This window comes from Candidatus Borkfalkia ceftriaxoniphila (assembly GCF_004134775.1).
In the GTDB taxonomy this organism is placed as follows: Bacteria; Bacillota; Clostridia; order Christensenellales; family Borkfalkiaceae; genus Borkfalkia; species Borkfalkia ceftriaxoniphila.
The window spans coordinates 1,305,781-1,321,645 of record NZ_SDOZ01000002.1; the positions used below are offsets into that span (position 1 = coordinate 1,305,781).

Annotated in this window: 16 protein-coding genes; 15 read left to right on the forward strand and 1 reads right to left on the reverse strand. The window is 54.7% G+C overall.

The window, feature by feature from the left end; genetic code table 11:
• The first annotated feature begins 1 nt into the window (after window position 1).
• The 10 genes from deoC (at window position 2) to ESZ91_RS06170 (ending at window position 9,916) form a co-directional block, all read left to right on the forward strand.
• Window positions 2-805: a deoxyribose-phosphate aldolase gene (gene deoC, locus ESZ91_RS06125; RefSeq protein ID WP_129225166.1), complete on the forward strand. Its 804-nt coding sequence runs from the start codon at window positions 2-4 to the stop codon at window positions 803-805.
• Between the two features lie 172 nt (window positions 806-977).
• Window positions 978-2,045 carry a heat-inducible transcriptional repressor HrcA gene (hrcA, locus tag ESZ91_RS06130; RefSeq protein ID WP_129225168.1) on the forward strand — a complete coding sequence of 356 codons (1,068 nt, stop codon included), beginning with the start codon at window positions 978-980 and terminating at the stop codon, window positions 2,043-2,045.
• Complete coding sequence (locus ESZ91_RS06135) at window positions 2,032-2,589, forward strand: nucleotide exchange factor GrpE (protein ID WP_129225170.1); 558 nt, start codon at window positions 2,032-2,034, stop codon at window positions 2,587-2,589. The genes hrcA and ESZ91_RS06135 overlap by 14 nt, the downstream gene beginning before the upstream one ends.
• 38 nt (window positions 2,590-2,627) lie before the next feature.
• The gene (gene dnaK, locus ESZ91_RS06140; protein WP_129225172.1) at window positions 2,628-4,427 is read left to right on the forward strand and encodes a molecular chaperone DnaK; all 1,800 of its coding nucleotides are present in this window, start codon (window positions 2,628-2,630) and stop codon (window positions 4,425-4,427) included.
• Window positions 4,428-4,596: 169 nt separating this feature from the next.
• Window positions 4,597-5,739, forward strand: a complete 1,143-nt coding sequence (gene dnaJ, locus ESZ91_RS06145) for a molecular chaperone DnaJ (RefSeq protein WP_129225174.1) — start codon at window positions 4,597-4,599, stop codon at window positions 5,737-5,739.
• 61 nt (window positions 5,740-5,800) lie between these two features.
• The gene (locus ESZ91_RS06150) at window positions 5,801-6,634 is read left to right on the forward strand and encodes a hypothetical protein (protein WP_129225176.1); all 834 of its coding nucleotides are present in this window, start codon (window positions 5,801-5,803) and stop codon (window positions 6,632-6,634) included.
• A 19-nt stretch (window positions 6,635-6,653) separates the two neighbouring features.
• Complete coding sequence (prmA, locus tag ESZ91_RS06155) at window positions 6,654-7,595, forward strand: 50S ribosomal protein L11 methyltransferase (RefSeq protein ID WP_129225178.1); 942 nt, start codon at window positions 6,654-6,656, stop codon at window positions 7,593-7,595.
• A 28-nt stretch (window positions 7,596-7,623) separates the two neighbouring features.
• Complete coding sequence (locus ESZ91_RS06160) at window positions 7,624-8,316, forward strand: RsmE family RNA methyltransferase (RefSeq protein WP_161971078.1); 693 nt, start codon at window positions 7,624-7,626, stop codon at window positions 8,314-8,316.
• A complete protein-coding gene (gene mtaB, locus ESZ91_RS06165) occupies window positions 8,313-9,569 on the forward strand; it encodes a tRNA (N(6)-L-threonylcarbamoyladenosine(37)-C(2))-methylthiotransferase MtaB (protein WP_129225182.1) in 1,257 nt (418 codons plus the stop codon). The genes ESZ91_RS06160 and mtaB overlap by 4 nt, the downstream gene beginning before the upstream one ends.
• The gene (locus ESZ91_RS06170; protein WP_129225184.1) at window positions 9,566-9,916 is read left to right on the forward strand and encodes a histidine triad nucleotide-binding protein; all 351 of its coding nucleotides are present in this window, start codon (window positions 9,566-9,568) and stop codon (window positions 9,914-9,916) included. Before mtaB ends, ESZ91_RS06170 begins: the two co-directional genes overlap by 4 nt.
• A gap of 40 nt (window positions 9,917-9,956) precedes the next feature.
• Here the strand turns inward: ESZ91_RS06170 and ESZ91_RS06175 are convergent, their stop codons facing one another.
• Window positions 9,957-10,427, reverse strand: coding sequence for a hypothetical protein (locus tag ESZ91_RS06175; protein ID WP_129225186.1), 471 nt, complete (start codon window positions 10,425-10,427; stop codon window positions 9,957-9,959).
• Between the two features lie 81 nt (window positions 10,428-10,508).
• Here ESZ91_RS06175 and ESZ91_RS06180 point away from each other — a divergent pair, with 81 nt between their 5' ends.
• The 5 genes from ESZ91_RS06180 (at window position 10,509) to ligA (ending at window position 15,858) form a co-directional block, all read left to right on the forward strand.
• Window positions 10,509-10,739 (forward strand): helix-turn-helix domain-containing protein, encoded by a 231-nt coding sequence (locus tag ESZ91_RS06180; RefSeq protein WP_129225188.1) that lies wholly within the window; start codon window positions 10,509-10,511, stop codon window positions 10,737-10,739.
• A gap of 106 nt (window positions 10,740-10,845) precedes the next feature.
• Complete coding sequence (rpsU, locus tag ESZ91_RS06185; RefSeq protein ID WP_129225190.1) at window positions 10,846-11,025, forward strand: 30S ribosomal protein S21; 180 nt, start codon at window positions 10,846-10,848, stop codon at window positions 11,023-11,025.
• 82 nt (window positions 11,026-11,107) lie between these two features.
• Complete coding sequence (locus ESZ91_RS06190; protein WP_129225192.1) at window positions 11,108-11,509, forward strand: hypothetical protein; 402 nt, start codon at window positions 11,108-11,110, stop codon at window positions 11,507-11,509.
• Between the two features lie 67 nt (window positions 11,510-11,576).
• A complete protein-coding gene (locus ESZ91_RS06195) occupies window positions 11,577-13,913 on the forward strand; it encodes an ATP-dependent helicase (protein ID WP_129225194.1) in 2,337 nt (778 codons plus the stop codon).
• 10 nt (window positions 13,914-13,923) lie between these two features.
• A complete protein-coding gene (gene ligA, locus ESZ91_RS06200; protein WP_201270861.1) occupies window positions 13,924-15,858 on the forward strand; it encodes an NAD-dependent DNA ligase LigA in 1,935 nt (644 codons plus the stop codon).
• The last annotated feature ends 7 nt before the right edge of the window (window positions 15,859-15,865 follow it).

Genomic DNA, 15,865 nt, shown 5'->3' on the forward strand with positions numbered 1-15,865 from the left:
TATGTTTTCATTCAAAAAGAAAGCCAAAGAAGAAAAGGCGGCGCCGAAAGCGGAGCCCGTTTCCGAAATAAAAGAAACGCCTTCGGGCATTCCCGAAAACGAACTGGAAGAATTCGAGGAATTCAAGCGCCAGAAAAAATTGTTGGAGATCCGCCGCCTGCTCAAAAAGATCGACCATACTCTTTTGAAACAGACCGCCACCAAAGCGGATCTGAAAAAACTGTGCGACGAGGCGATGGAATACGGTTTTTATTCGGTGTGCGTGCAGCCCGTGCACGTGCGCGAGGTGTGCGCGTATCTGGGTGACAGTCCCGTGGACGTGGCGTGCGTGGTGGGCTTTCCCATGGGCGAAAACCTTACGGAAACCAAAGCGTTCGAGACAAAAAAGGCGATCGCGGACGGCGCGGACGAAGTGGACATGGTCGCCTGCATTTCCGCCGTCAAAAACGGCAACTGGGCGTACGTGAAAAAGGATATCAAAAAGGTGGTCGCCGCCGCAAAGGGCCGCCCCGTCAAGGTCATTCTGGAAACTTCGCTTTTGACGCGCGACGAACTCGTCAAGGGTTGCCAGTGCGCGAAGGACGCGGGCGCTTCGTTCGTCAAAACGAGCACGGGCTTTTTCGGCGGCGGCGCGACCGCGGAGGACGTGCGGCTGATGAAAGAGGCGGTCAAGGGCGCGTGCTTCGTCAAGGCGTCGGGCGGCATCAAAAACGGCGAACAGTTCAAAAGCATGCTGGACGCGGGCGCCGACCGCGTGGGAACGAGTTCGGGCGTCGAGATCGCAAAGGACCTCAACGGAAAATAGGGAAAAAAGACCGTTTTGCAGCGGTCTTTTTTTGTGTAAAAAATTTTTCGGTTTTCCGTTTAAAACTCTTGACAATATGACACAATAAGAATATAATAGCGTTAGCACTTAAACAAACAGAGTGCTAACATTGTGAACGGAGAAGTGCCAAAGGTTCGCGGAGAAACGGGTTATGAAAATTTCCGACAGAAAAAAGAAAATCTTGCAGATCGTGGTCGACGAGTATATCAATACCGCCGTGCCCGTATCGAGCAAGACCATAACCGAAAAGCATCTCGGCGGCGTATCGTCCGCAACGGTGCGCAACGAACTCGCCTCTTTGGAAGAGTTGGGCTATCTGACGCAGTTCCACACTTCGGGCGGCCGCGTGCCGTCGCCCGCCGCATACCGCTTTTATATCGAAGAACTGATGGAAAAGGGTTCGCTTTCGCAAGCCGACCTCGACTATATCAGTTCCGTCATCGGCAAAAAGAGCAACGATCTGGAATATATCCTCAAAAACGTGACGAAAGTCATCAGCGATCTCACCGATTATACGTCGGTGGCGATCACCCCGCACGCGGAGGCGGAGCGCATCCGCAACATCGCCCTTTTGTACTGCGGCGATAAAAAGGCGCTTTTGGTCATCGTCACGGGCGAGCGCATCCTGCGCGACAGTTTCGTGGATATTCCCGAGGATATGACCGCGGAAGATCTGGAAGGCGTTTCCAAGACGCTGTGCAAGGTTTTTTCGGGGCGCTCTCTCTCCGAAGCGAAAGAGGTCGAGGCGGAAGTCTTATCGGAATTTTCGCAGTATAAGGAACTCATGTGCGAAGTGCTCGACGCGCTGAAAATGTACACCAAGACGCGCGAGGGCGACGTAGTGCTCTCGGGCGAAAATAAAATTTTCAATCATCCCGAATACGAGGACGTGGAAAACGTCAAAAATTTCATCTCGGTCATTTCCAGCAAGGATCGGCTCGCGGAGATCATCGGGGAAGAATCGGACGAGATCCAGATCAACGTCAAGATCGGTTCCAACGAGGAGGGGGAGATCCCCAAAGACTGCTCGTTCGTGACCGCGACCTATTCGGCGGGCGGCAAGAACCTGGGAACGTACGGCGTGATCGGCCCCATCCGGATGGACTATACCAAAGTGATTACCGTGCTGGAAAACGTAGGCAAAGTGCTGGAAGACATCATCAACAGCCGCAATCTGCCCGAAAGCACGAAAGGAAGTGACGAAAATGAACGAAAATGAAGAAAATATGCAGCCGCAGCCCTGTGAAACCCAAACGGAAACGCCGCAGGAACCCGTAAAGGCGGAGAGCGAAAAAGCCGAGCACGGCAAGCAGGGCAAAAAGTGGAAGGAAGAGATCGAAAAACTGAAAAGCGAATCGGCTGACTTCAAGGATAAATGGATGCGCAGCGCGGCGGAGTTCGAAAACTTCAAAAGGCGCAACGCCGACACGCGCCGCACGAGTTATCTCGAAGGGCGCGCGGACGTCGTGCTGAAAGTTCTGCCCATCGGCGACAATCTCGAACGCGCGCTTACCATGTGCGACGAGAACACGAAAAAAGGCATCGAGATGGTGCTTAAAAGTTTCCGTCAGTTTCTCGAAGGGGAGGGCATCGAAGAGATCGACCCTCTAGACGAGGAGTTCGATCCCAACTTCTGCGAGGCGATCATGAGCGAACCCGCGGCGGAAGGCGTCGAGGCGGGTTACGTCAAGGAAGTATTTTTAAAAGGCTACAAGCGCGGCGACAAAATTCTGCGCTATGCGCAGGTCAAAGTGACCTGCTGAACAAATAAAAAATTTTCAATTCAGGAGCGTGATATATTATGGGAAAAGTAATCGGAATCGATTTAGGAACAACGAACTCTTGCGTGGCGGTCATGGAAGGCGGCGAGCCCGTCGTGATCCCCAACCCCGAAGGCGCCAGAACGACGCCGTCCGTGGTGGCGTTTCAGAAAGACGGCCAGCGCATCGTAGGGCAGGTCGCCAAGCGTCAGGCGGTGGCGAACCCCGACAGGACCGTGCTCTCCATCAAACGGCATATGGGCAGCGATTTCAAAGTCGCGATCGACGATAAAAAGTATTCGCCGCAGGAAATTTCCGCGATGATCCTTTCCAAACTGAAATCGGACGCGGAGGCGTACCTCGGCAGCAAAGTGACCGAGGCGGTCATCACCTGCCCCGCATACTTTACCGACAGCCAGCGCCAGGCGACCAAGGACGCGGGCAAAATCGCGGGGCTGAACGTCCTGCGTATCATCAACGAGCCGACGGCGGCGGCGCTCGCCTACGGGCTGGATAAGGACACGTCCAACCACAAGGTCATGATCTACGATCTCGGCGGCGGCACGTTCGACGTTTCCATTCTGGAGATCGGCGACGGCGTGTTCGAAGTTCTGGCGACCAACGGCAACAATATGCTGGGCGGCGACGACTTCGATAAAAAGATCATGGACTATCTCGTAGAGGAGTTCAAAAAAAAGGAAGGCGTAGACCTTTCCAAGGACAAAATGGCCATGCAGAGGCTCAAAGAGGCTGCCGAAAAGGCGAAGATCGAACTTTCGGGCATGAGTTCCACCAACGTCAACCTGCCCTTCATCACCGCTACGGCGGAAGGCCCCAAGCACCTCGACGTGGACGTCACCAAACAGAAATTCGACGCGCTGACGGCGGATCTCGTCGAAAAGACGGTCGAGCCGATGCGCCTCGCCATGAAAGACGCGGGCCTCACGTATAAGGACATCGACAAAGTCATTCTCGTCGGCGGCTCCACGCGTATCCCCGCGGTCGTCGAAAAAGTAAAAAATATTACGGGTAAAGAGCCTTTCAAGGGCATCAACCCCGACGAATGCGTCGCGGTCGGCGCGGCGGTGCAGGGCGGCGTTCTCTCGGGCGAAGTCAAGGACGTACTGCTTCTCGACGTCATGCCCCTCTCCCTCGGCATCGAAACGCTGGGCGGCGTGACTACCAAACTCATCGAGAGAAATACGACGATCCCCGTCAAAAAGTCGCAGGTGTTCTCCACCGCGGCGGACAATCAGACGCAGGTCGACATTCATATCTTGCAGGGCGAACGCGAATTCGCCAAGGACAATAAGACGATGGGCCGTTTCGAGTTGACGGGCATTCCTCCCGCACCGCGCGGCGTGCCGCAGATCGAAGTTACTTTCGACGTGGACGCGAACGGCATCGTGCACGTGACCGCCAAGGATATGGGCACGGGTAAGAGCACGGATATCACCATCACGTCTTCGACCAACCTCTCCGAGGCGGATATCGACAAGGCCGTGAAAGAAGCGGAACAGTTTGCCGAAGAGGATAAAAAGAGAAAGGAAAAGATCGACAACAAGAACAAACTGGACGGCATGATCTTTACCGTGGAAAAATCCGTCAAGGAACTGGGCGACAAACTTTCCGACGAGGACAAAGCGTCCCTCGAAGAGGCTGTAAAGAGCGCCAAAACGGAAATGGAATCGGAGGACGACGAGCGCATCGTCGCGGCGACGGAAAAACTCGCGAACGAGAGCCAGGCAATCTTCGCCAAGATCTATCAGCAGGCGGGCGGCGCCGCCGGCGAGGGACAGGGACCTGCCGACGACGGCGACACCGAATTCCACCAAAATTAAGAAAAAAACAGAATGCCGTGATTTTTCACGGCATTCCTGTACTATTCGGCAATTTTATTTTACACGGCCGATACGCTGTACAAATCCGCCGTTTTGTGGTACAATCTCCGACAGGTGATTTTGCCCCGCGGTTTTTGCCGCGTAAAAATTCGGTACATAGGACAGGAATATGGCAACGAAAAATTATTATGAAATTCTCGGCGTGGACAGAAAGGCGACGGACGCCGACATCAAGTCGGCGTACCGCAAACTCGTCAAGCAGTACCATCCCGATCTTCATCCGGGCGACGCGGCCGCCGCGGCAAAATTCAAAGAGGTCAACGAAGCGAACGAAGTGCTTTCCGACGCGCAGAAACGCGCCGCCTACGATTATGAACTCGATCATCCGGGCGCGCGTGCGGGCGGCGGCTTTTCGGGCGGCGGATTCTCCGGCAGCGGGTTCGGCGGCTTCGGCGGGTTCGGAGATATTTTCAACGATATTTTCAGCGGGTTCGGCGGTAGCGCGTCCTCGCGCGATACGCAGGGCGAGGATATCACCCGCGAAGTCACTTTGAGTTTTTTGGACGCCGCCAAGGGCTGCGTCAAGGAAGTCAGATATACCCGCAACGAGCCGTGCCCCTCGTGCAAGGGTACGGGCGCCAAAGGCGGCACGGCTTTCAAAACGTGCGAAAAATGCGGCGGCAGCGGCCAGGTGCGCTATACGCAGGATACGTTGTTCGGGCGCACCATCCGCATGGCGGCGTGCGACGCGTGCGGCGGCAGCGGCAAAAAGATCACGGATTTCTGCTCCGACTGTAAGGGCAAGGGCTATACCAAGAAAGAGACGGTCGTCACCCTCAATATTCCCGCGGGCGCGGACACCAATTCGTACGTGCGCAAAAAGGGATTCGGGCAGGCGTCCTCGATGGGCGGCGAGCCTGGCGATCTCATCGTCATTTTCCGCGTCGAACCGCATAAGATATTTAAGAGAAAGGATAAGGATCTGTACATCGAACTTCCCGTTTCTTTCAAGACGGCGGCGCTCGGCGGCAAGGTGAAAGTCCCCGGCATCGACGAAACGTTCGAATATCTCGTACCCGAGGGCACGCAGAGCGGCACCGTTTTCTGCGTGCGCGGCAAAGGGCTGAAAACGCGCACGGGCACGGGCAATCTGTACATTACCGTCGTGGTGGAGGTGCCTTCCAAACTCAACAAGGAGCAAAAGCGCCTTTTGGAGGAACTGGATTCCAACGTCGACATAAAGCAGTGTTCGAAGATGAAGCAGTTCCGCGACCATATGCAGGCAATGTACGGCAAGGACCCGTACAACTGATATACCCCGGCCTTTACCGAAATTTACGGTAAAGGCTTTGAACGTTTTCGGAGGTTTTCGAATGGCAAAAAAGCAACCCGCGCCCGAGGAAAAGGCGATCCTTCGCGCCATGGACGAAAAGAGCAAAAAATCCCTGCGGCTCAATTTTATTTTGCAGGGATTTACGCTCCTGACCGCGATCGCATCGCTCGTCATGTTTTTCGTGGACGACAACAGAGGACTGGATACCACCGTTTTTCAACTGATGCAGTGCGTCATGGCGCTCGTCATTTTCAACGTGCCGCTCTTCATTTCGCGCAAATTCAAGTGCTATATCCCCAATTTTATCACCATTTTGCTGTATATCTTCATCTTTATGCACTTCATTCTGGGCGAAATTTATCGCGCGTACGACCATATTCTGCTCTACGATAAGTTTCTTCACACTTCGTCGGGCATGGTATTCTGCCTTCTGAGCCTTTCCATCGTCTGGCTTTTCAACAACTCCGAGGACGGCAAAGTGAAACTTTCGCCCTTTTTCGTGGTGCTTTTCACTTTCTGTTTTACGCTGACGCTGGAATATCTCTGGGAGATCGTGGAATACGGCTGCGACCGTCTGATCGGGCTGAATATGCAGCGCTGGCAGGACAGCATCGTCGAAACCTTGCCGAACGGCGATACGGTGCACAGCGTTCCCTGGGGCAACGCCATCGCCGATACGATGGGGGACATGATCGTCAACGTCGTCGGCAGTTTCGTCATGTGCGTCATCATCTACGTGAGCATGAAGAAAAAGCCCGACTGGTTCAAGGGCAAAGTCATCATGACCGAAAAGCAGTTCGAAAAGATCGTCATGAAAGAGGATGCGTCCTCCTCCGATCCCGAACAAGACGAAAAATCCGACAAACGCGAATAATTTTTAAGGAATAAAACCAATGAAATTCATCGAATTCACCGTGCATACGACCACAGAAGGGAGCGAACTCGTTTCGGATATATTCTGGAATTATACCAATTACGGCGTGACCATCTGCGACGTCAATGATATCGTCGCCCTGCAAAACGACAAGCGCACGTTCTGGGACTACATGGACGACGATCTGACCGCCGTGCAGGACAGCGATGTGCTCGTCAAATGTTTTCTGCCCGTGGATATCGCGGACGAAAATATCAGGAGCATCGTTTCCGACTTAAACGAACTCAGCGAACGCGCCCGCGGCTCCGTCCGCCTCGGCTCTCTGGAAACGGGCCGCCGCGAGATCGACGGCGACGACTGGATCGACGTGTGGAAAAAGCATTTCCGCCCCATTCATATCGGAAAGATCGTCGTCTGTCCCGAATGGATCCCTTACGAGCCGCAGGAGGGCGAACAGGTCGTCAAACTCGATTCCAACATGGCGTTCGGCACGGGCGAACACGAAACGACGTCCATGTGTCTGGAACTGTTGCAGGGCGCTGTGAAGGCGGGGGATACCGTCATCGACGTGGGCTGCGGGAGCGGCATTCTCGGCATCGCCGCCGTCAAACTGGGCGCAAAAAAGGCGTATCTGACGGATATCGATTACGTGGCGGTGCGCAGCGCCGAACACAACAGCGAACTCAACGGCACCGCCGACAGGACGGTCATAGCCCTTTCCAACCTTCTGGACGACGCGAAGATCGCGGGCGAAGTTATGACCGCGAACATTACGGCAGATATCTTATGCGCCCTTTCCGAGAGTATTCCCGAAAATCTCAAAGAGGGCGGCACGCTCATTCTGTCGGGCATTATCGAGAGCAAACTCGCGCAAGTTGTCGCCGCGTACGAGTCCAAGGGGCTCGCCCTGCAAAAACAGTTGAGAAAGGGCGAGTGGTTCGCCCTGTTATTCAAAAGATAGGTCGCATATGGCGCATAAAAGATTTTTTGTGGAAAAAATATCGCCCGAAACCATCCTGACGGGCGAGGAATATTCGCACGCGAAGAACGTTTTGCGCATTGAGGCGGGCGAAGAGATCGTGCTTTTGGACGGCTCGGGCAAGGAATATTGCGCGATCGTCAACGAAGTGAAAAAGAAAGAGATCGTCTGCCGCGTCGTGTCCGAGCGCGCGAACGACAAGGAATGCAAGACTTCCGTCACGCTGCTTTGCGGCGCGCTCAAAGGGGATAAGACCGAACTCGTGGTGCAGAAAGCGACGGAATTGGGCGTAAAGCGCATAGGCGTCTTTTCAAGTAAATACTGTTCGGCGTACATGAACGAAAACAAGTTGGAACGGCTCAACAAGGTCGCGCGCGAGGCGGCCAAACAGTGCCTGCGCGCCGCGGCGCCCGAAGTGGTCTATTTTACTACGCTCGAAGAGGCGCTTTTAAGCGCCCAGAGCATTCACAACAAAATTTTCGCCTGTGAATTTGCGCGGGAGAGCGAAATCGATCTGCACCGTCTGGAGGGCGACTGCGCGTTGGTCGTGGGCAGCGAGGGCGGCTTTTCCGAAGAAGAGTTCGAACTTGCGCGTTCACTCGGCTATGCGGGCGTGACGCTGGGAAAGCGTATCCTGCGCGCCGAAACGGCGGCGATCGCGCTGACCTCCGTCGCCTTGTTCGCGCTGGGGGAAATGCAATGAAAAAGGCGGTCGTCTTTACGCTCGGCTGCAAGGTGAACGACTGCGAGAGCGGTTCGCTCATGCAGGGGCTTTCCGAACTCGGCTACGAGGTCACGGACGAACTCGTCCCCGCCGATTTGTATATTCTGAATACCTGCGCCGTCACGGGCGAGGCGGAAAAAAAATCCCGCCAATGCGTGGCGCGCGTGCAAAAACTCAATCCCGCGGCGCGCGTCGTCGTGTGCGGCTGCGCCTCGCAGCGCGATCCGCGTGCGTTTGCGGAAAAACCCAACGTCACCCTCGTTTCGGGCGCGCGGCAAAAGGGCAAGATCCTCTCTTTGTTGCGCAAGGAGGGCGTGTACATCGACGACGGCGACAAGGCGTACGACGAACTTCCGCCCGCGAAAAACCTGAAAACGCGCGCGTTCGTCAAAATTCAGGACGGGTGCGACAATTTCTGTTCCTATTGCGTCATTCCGTATCTGCGCGGCAGGAGCCGTTCCCGCTCCCTTGCGAGCGCGGCGGCGGAAATTCTCGGTTCGGACGCGCTGGAAACGGTCGTCACGGGCATCGACGTTTCCTCTTACCGCGACGGCGAACGCGATCTCGCTGATCTGATGATTGCCGTCGCGAACGCGAAGAGCCGTCTGCGGCTGGGCTCTTTGGAAGTGGGCGTCATCACCGAACGGCTGCTCGACGCGCTGAAAAAGGTGCGCGATTTCGCGCCGCACTTTCACCTTTCTTTGCAGAGCGGCGCGGACGCGGTGCTGAAAAAGATGAACCGCCATTATACGAGTGCGCAATATCTCGAAAAAGTTGAACTCATACGCAGATATTTCCCGCGCGCGGCGATCACGACGGATATCATCGCGGGCTTTCCCACCGAAACGGAAGAGGATTTCGCCGAGACGCTGGACTTTATCGGCCGCGTCGGGTTTTCGCAGATCCACTGTTTCTGTTACAGCCGCCGCGAGGGGACGAACGCCGCAAAGTGGAAAGAACTGCCCGCGACCGTCAAAAACGAGCGTTTGCATATCCTGCTGCAAAGGGCGAAAGAGGTGCGCGAAGAGTACGAGCGCGGATTTGTCGGCGAAACGCTTTCCATGATCTGCGAGGAGGAAAAGCACGGATTTACCGAAGGATACGGCGAAAATTATATCCGACTGTATCTTGCGGGGAAATATACGGGCAAGTTCGGTGTCGTCGCCGTGCGGCCCTATGCCGACGGGCTTCTCGTCGAGCCTGTGAACCAAACGAAAGGAGAATCAAAATGAGTCTGGACGAAAACTGTATTTTCTGTAAGATCCTCCGCGGGGAGATCCCCTCGGACAAGGTGTATGAGGACGGGGATATGCTCGCGTTCCGCGACATTCACCCGCAGGCGAAGGTGCACGTATTGTGCGTTCCCAAGTCGCACTTCTCTTATCTTTCCGAAATGGGCGAAAAGGAACGCGGACTCGTCGGAAAGTGTATGGCGAAACTTCCCGAAATCGCCCGCCTCGCGGGCATCGAAAACGGTTACCGCGTCATCATCAACCAGGGCGAGGACGCGGGGCAGACCGTCTTTCATCTGCATATCCACATTCTGGGCGGCCAGAATATGGGCGAAAATCTGCTGTGAGCGAAACGCCCCGCAAACTTACGTTTGCGGGGCGTTTATTTTATAATGCGAACAGTTCGCAGACGGCGGCCGTTATGATGGCGAACAGAGAAAAGGCGATGCAGAGCAGGGGCGCAGGGCCAATCATGTAGCCCTCGGCGCCCGTTTCGCTCAAAAGCGAACACGCGGCTGTGAGCGCTCCCATACACAAAAATGCGCAGATGCCAGAGCACGTCAGCCGCGCCGCATTTTTGTTTTTTGCGCGCGCGTGAAAAAGAATATATGCAAGAGAAACCAGAAACAAAAGCGCGGCGCAGACCGCGCTCGTGATCATGGGGCGCGCCGAAAGTCCCTCGCTTTGCAGATTATAATAGCAAAGATTTTGTTCTTCTCCGACGGGCAGCGACATAAAGATAAAAAGTAAAAGCGCGGTCAAGCAGAATACGGGCGCGGGCAGTGCGGCGGCGGTCGCGCGCTTGGTTGATTTCGGCAAACCCCGTTCGGGCGCGTCTTGTTTTTTGCCTTTGCCCATCCTTTCTCCTCTTTTCTTGAAACAGTTATAAACTGTATTTTTTTCATTATACAGTTACAAACTGTATAATGTCAAGTAAGTATGGAAAAAAACAAGGAAAAAGAATTCGAGAATTTCCGCAAGGAAATCTTCGGGCTCAGAAAAGCGAACAAATGGACGCAAAAGCAGGTGGCGGACGCGCTGGGGATCACTGCGCAGTCTTATCAAGCGTACGAGGCGGGGGAGGCGCTTCCTACGCTGCTGAATTTCGTAAAACTCGCCAAACTTTTCGAAATTTCGCCGGACGAACTTTTGGGTTGGGACGAATTCTGAAAATCCGTGAAAAGCGCCTGTAAAAACTTGACATTTTGCAAATATTATATTAAAATAATAAATGCTATATGAAATAAGTGCTTTGGGCGAAGGAGGGTTGAAAGGAATGTCTACCATCAAAGTCGGAGAAAACGAATCGATCGACAGCGCGCTGCGCCGTTTTAAGAGAAAATGCTCGCGCGACGGCATCATCGGAGATCTGCGCCGCAAAGAGCATTACGAAAAGCCTTCCGTACGGAAAAAGAAAAAGTCGGAAGCGGCAAGAAAGAGAAGCGTGAAAAATTGATTACAAAAGCCTGTTATCCAAGATAACAGGCTTTTTGTTTACGCGAATATTGTAGAAAGATGTCCTTTAAGGAGTGAAAAGCATGAAAACGGAAGGCAAAAACTTTAAAAGCGTTGCAAAAGAAGCGAAAATGCGCCTGAAAAAGGGATTTTGGCAGGACTACAAATCGAGTTTGCAGGACGAGTTGGCGCGCGCGAAGAAAGAGGGCATGAACGAGAGCCTCGTCGAGCGCTATTTCGCAGGCAAAGTCACCTGTACCGTCAAGGGCATGGCGGACGACGACGCCTTTTACGAAAAGGTGAAGGAACTTCTTTTGACCGAGGGCGAGGTGAGCGACGCGATCGGGCGGCTCACCGACCGCGAATATTTTGCCTCTTTGGGGTACGAGGAGAAACAGCGCTACACTCTGCGCCTTTCCGAACGCTATTTAAAAGCGCTGGAACGCTTTAAAAAGGAATACGAGTTTGAGTTGAAAAACAGATAGTTTTATATTGAGTTTTCGCGGCAAATATGATATAATAACGAGGAAAATATTTTACTGTGGAAACGATATGAACGAAATTTTGCAAAGACTCAATCCCGATCAACTCAAACCCGTTCTGGATACCGAAGGCGCCGTACTGGTGCTCGCGGGCGCGGGCAGCGGCAAAACGCGCGTCCTTACTTCGCGCATCGCCTACATTGTAGAGGAAAAAGGGGTATATCCTTCCTCCGTTTTGGCGATCACTTTTACGAACAAGGCCGCCAAGGAGATGCAGCAACGATTGTCTTTGATGATCGACAACGCCGAAAGCATGTGGATCTGCACCATCCACAGCATGTGCGTGCGGATCCTGCGCATGTTCGCCGACCGTCTGGGCTATAATAAAAATTTTTCCATTTACAGCGAAACAGAGCGCGCCGCCGTCATCAAAAAATCCTTTCAGGAGTGCGAATACGACGACGAAAAACTCTTGAAAAACGTGAAATGGCACATCGCCAACGCGAAAATGCTCGGGCTGGGACCCGAAGAATACCGCGCAAAGAATGCCGACGTCAAGGGGATCCGCGACATCTGCAACGTCTACGGTCTGTATTGCCGCCACCTCAAAATGAACAACGCGCTGGATTTCGACGATCTTCTGACGGAAACGCTGCGCCTGTTGTCCGCGGATAAAGAGGCGTTGGAGATCCTTTCGGGACGTTTCCGCTATATTCATGTGGACGAGTTTCAGGATACCAACGCGGTGCAGTACGAGATCGTGCGCCTTTTGTCCGTGGTGCACGGCAACCTGTTCGCCGTGGGCGACGACGATCAGAGCATATACGGCTGGCGCGGCGCGAAGATCGAAAATATTCTGCATTTCGAAAAGGACTTCAAAGGCGCGAAAGTGTACAAACTGGAACAAAATTACCGTTCCACCAAAAATATCCTGAAACTTGCGAACGAAGTGATCAAAAACAACGGCATGCGCACGGAAAAAGTACTCTGGACGGAAAATAACGACGGCGAGGAAGCCAAGTATTTTCAGGCGGAGACCGAGCAGGACGAGGCGCTCTTTACGGCGCGCACCATTTCCGATTTGATGAACAGGGGCTATAAATTTTCCGATTTCGCCGTGCTCATGCGCATCAACGCGCTCACCCGCTCGTATGAGCAGGAATTTTCCAAATACAACATTCCGTATAAGGTTTTCGGCGGTTTCCGTTTCTACGAGCGAAAAGAGATCAAAGACCTTCTGGCGTACCTTCGCATCATCAACAATCCCTTCGACAGCGAGGCGGTCACGCGCGTCATCAACGTGCCCAAACGGGGCATAGGCGCCAAGACCGTGCAGGTTTTGGAAGATTACGCGGCGCAGACCGAACTTTCCGTGTACGACGCGATTTTGGACCTCGACGCGCTGCCCCTCAACGCGGGCAGCAAATCTAAACTTGCGGCATTCGGCAATCTTTTGAAAAATCTCGTCGTCAAGGGCGCGGACGAAAGCCCTGACGAACTCATCCGCGACGTCATCAACGACAGCGGCATCCTTTCCATGTATGCCGACGATTCGGACGAGAGCATCAACAAAAAGGCGAACATCGACGAATTCGTCAACTCCATCGACGAGTTCTGCAAACTCAACAAGGACGCGCTCCTTTCCGACTTTCTGAACCAGGTGACTTTGAGTTCGGACACCGACGAGATGGACGAGACCGAATACGTGACGCTCGCCACCATCCATTCGGTCAAGGGGCTGGAATTCAAGGTCGTGTTTTTGGCGGGGCTGGAAGAGAACATCATGCCCGTTTCCCGCGCGGCGATCGATACCAACGAACTGGAAGAGGAGCGGCGGCTGATGTACGTCGCCATCACCCGCGCACGCGAACGGCTGTTTTTCACCCGTTCCAAGAGCCGCTATCTGTACGGCGAACGCTCGATGACGCTGCAATCGCGGTTTATCGGCGAACTTTCCTCTCTGCTCGGCGCAGAAGAAAAGCCGCGCGGCTATTCGGGATATTCCGAATACGGCTACGCGGGCGCGGCGCGCTCCTCCTACGGGGGCTATCGCGACGGCGCGGCGGCGCGGCGTTCCTATCAGTCTTTCAAAGATAAGCGGGACGAGGATTACGGCTATCAGAGCGATCTTCCCGCCGGACCCTCTTCCTCCTACTCGGCGGCTTCGAGTTTCGGGGGCGCGAAAAGCGCGCAAAAGAGCGCGCCGTACGGCATACATACCGTAAAGCCCGGCAAGGATTATTCGAAATTCCGCGCGGGGGTCAAAGTGCGTCACGCCAAATTCGGCGAGGGCATGATCGTTTCCACCAAAGGCGAGGGAAGCGCGCTCGTGCTCAACGTGAGCTTTGCGGGATTGGGCATCAAACAACTTTCCGCACAGTTGGCGCCCATCGAAATCATCGGCTGAGGTGAACTCTATGCAGAGAATGCGCGAACTCGTGGAACTTCTCAATCGCTACGCGTACGAATATTACGTACTCGACGATCCGTCCGTGCCCGACCGCGAATACGACAGGCTGTACGACGAACTCAAGCAACTGGAACAAGAGAGCGGCGAAGTGCTGTTCGATTCTCCCACGCGAAGGGTGGGGGGCGAGCCCGTCAAGGCGTTTTCCCGCCACGAGCATATCGAACGGCTGTACAGCCTGGATAAAGCCGTCACCGAGGACGAGATGCGCGCCTTTTTCACGCGCGTCGAAAAGGCGTGCGGCGAGGTGGGCTATACCGTGGAATACAAATTCGACGGGCTCACGATGTGCCTCACCTACGAGGAGGGGAAATTCGTGCGCGCGACCACGCGCGGCAACGGGAGCGTCGGAGAGGACGTCACCGCGCAGGCGCTCACCATCAAAAGTTTCCCTCTCTCCATACCCTATCAGGGCACGCTGGAAGTGAAAGGGGAGGCGATCATCCGCCTTTCCGTTCTGGAAAATTACAATAAAACGGCGGCGGAGCCGCTCAAAAACGCGCGCAACGCCGCCGCGGGCGCCATCCGCAATCTCGATCCGTCGGTAACCGCGGCGCGAAAGCCCGAGATCTATTTTTACGACGTCAATTACACGAGCGAGCCCTTTTTGCATTCCCAGAGCGAGGCGGTCGCCTTTTTAAAGGAACAAGGATTCAAAGTCTTCGGCTTTTTCGAAATTTGTACGGGCGGCGATCAGGTGCTCGAAGCCATCGAAAGGATCGAAATGAGCCGCAAGGGGCTGGACGTTCTGACCGACGGCGCGGTCGTCAAAGTCAACGAATTTTCCGCGCGCGACACGCTCGGCGCCACCGATAAATTTCCGCGCTGGGCGATCGCTTTCAAATTCGAGGCGGAAGAGGCCGTTACCACGGTGGAAAACGTCACCTGGCAGGTGGGGCGCACGGGCAAACTCACGCCGCTCGCCACCGTTTCCCCCGTCGAACTTGCGGGCGCGACCGTCAGAAAAGCGACGCTCAACAACTTCGGAGACATACTGCGCAAGGACGTCAAGATCGGTTCGCGCGTACTCATCCGCCGCAGCAACGAGGTGATCCCCGAGATCTTAGGCGCCTACGAGCACACGGGCGAGAGCGTGGATATCCAAAAGCCGCTTTTCTGCCCCTATTGCGGCGCGGAACTTTTCGAAGAGGGGGCGAACGTGTTCTGTCCCAACAAAAAGTGCCGCCCGCGCGTGGCGGCTGCGCTCGCCAATTTCGCCTCCAAGGGCGGTATGGACGTCGAAGGTTTTTCCGAGATGACCGCGTATCAACTCATCGACGTTCTGGGCGTATCGAATTTTTCCGATCTCTACTCGTTGGATAAAGAAAAACTTTCGCGGCTGGAAGGGTTCGGCGACAAAAAAATCAAAAATCTTCTGGGCGCGCTGGAAAAGTCCAAACAGGCGCCTCTCGACCGCTTTTTGTTCGCGCTCGGCATCGACGGCATCGGAAAAGTCGCCTCCAAAGATCTGGCGGCGCGTTTCGGCTCGGTCGAAGCGCTGTCGGAGGCGACGGCGGAAGATCTCGTCGCACTGGAAAATATCGGCGAAAAGACGGCGGCGAACGTCGTCGAATATTTTTCCTCGCCCGAAAACAGGGAAGAGATCGGAAGACTGTTTGCGGCGGGCGTATCGCCCTTTGTCAAAAAGCGCGCGGAGGGGATATTTTCGGGCGAAAACGTCGTTCTGACGGGCACGCTGAAAAATTTCAAGCGCAGCGACGCGCAGAAAGCCGTCGAAGAACGCGGCGGCGTGTGCCAGAGCGCCGTTACGGGCAAAACCACGCTCGTCGTGGCGGGCGAGGCCGCGGGCAGTAAACTGGATAAGGCGCAAAGCCTCGGCATCCGCATCGTCGATGAAGAGGAATTTTCCAAAATGCTGCAATAGCGCCGTT

Bases quoted from the DNA above. Each gene is read 5' to 3' on its own strand.
- rpsU (WP_129225190.1), top strand. From the start codon at position 10,846: ATGTCTACCATCAAAGTCGGAGAAAACGAATCGATCGACAGCGCGCTG.
- dnaJ (WP_129225174.1), top strand. From the start codon at position 4,597: ATGGCAACGAAAAATTATTATGAAATTCTCGGCGTGGACAGAAAGGCG.
- ESZ91_RS06195 (WP_129225194.1), top strand. From the start codon at position 11,577: ATGAACGAAATTTTGCAAAGACTCAATCCCGATCAACTCAAACCCGTT.
- mtaB (WP_129225182.1), top strand. From the start codon at position 8,313: ATGAAAAAGGCGGTCGTCTTTACGCTCGGCTGCAAGGTGAACGACTGC.
- dnaK (WP_129225172.1), top strand. From the start codon at position 2,628: ATGGGAAAAGTAATCGGAATCGATTTAGGAACAACGAACTCTTGCGTG.
- hrcA (WP_129225168.1), top strand. From the start codon at position 978: ATGAAAATTTCCGACAGAAAAAAGAAAATCTTGCAGATCGTGGTCGAC.
- ligA (WP_201270861.1), top strand. From the start codon at position 13,924: ATGCAGAGAATGCGCGAACTCGTGGAACTTCTCAATCGCTACGCGTAC.
- ESZ91_RS06175 (WP_129225186.1), bottom strand. From the start codon at position 10,427: ATGGGCAAAGGCAAAAAACAAGACGCGCCCGAACGGGGTTTGCCGAAA.
- deoC (WP_129225166.1), top strand. From the start codon at position 2: ATGTTTTCATTCAAAAAGAAAGCCAAAGAAGAAAAGGCGGCGCCGAAA.
- ESZ91_RS06150 (WP_129225176.1), top strand. From the start codon at position 5,801: ATGGCAAAAAAGCAACCCGCGCCCGAGGAAAAGGCGATCCTTCGCGCC.
- ESZ91_RS06190 (WP_129225192.1), top strand. From the start codon at position 11,108: ATGAAAACGGAAGGCAAAAACTTTAAAAGCGTTGCAAAAGAAGCGAAA.
- ESZ91_RS06180 (WP_129225188.1), top strand. From the start codon at position 10,509: ATGGAAAAAAACAAGGAAAAAGAATTCGAGAATTTCCGCAAGGAAATC.
- prmA (WP_129225178.1), top strand. From the start codon at position 6,654: ATGAAATTCATCGAATTCACCGTGCATACGACCACAGAAGGGAGCGAA.
- ESZ91_RS06170 (WP_129225184.1), top strand. From the start codon at position 9,566: ATGAGTCTGGACGAAAACTGTATTTTCTGTAAGATCCTCCGCGGGGAG.
- ESZ91_RS06135 (WP_129225170.1), top strand. From the start codon at position 2,032: ATGAACGAAAATGAAGAAAATATGCAGCCGCAGCCCTGTGAAACCCAA.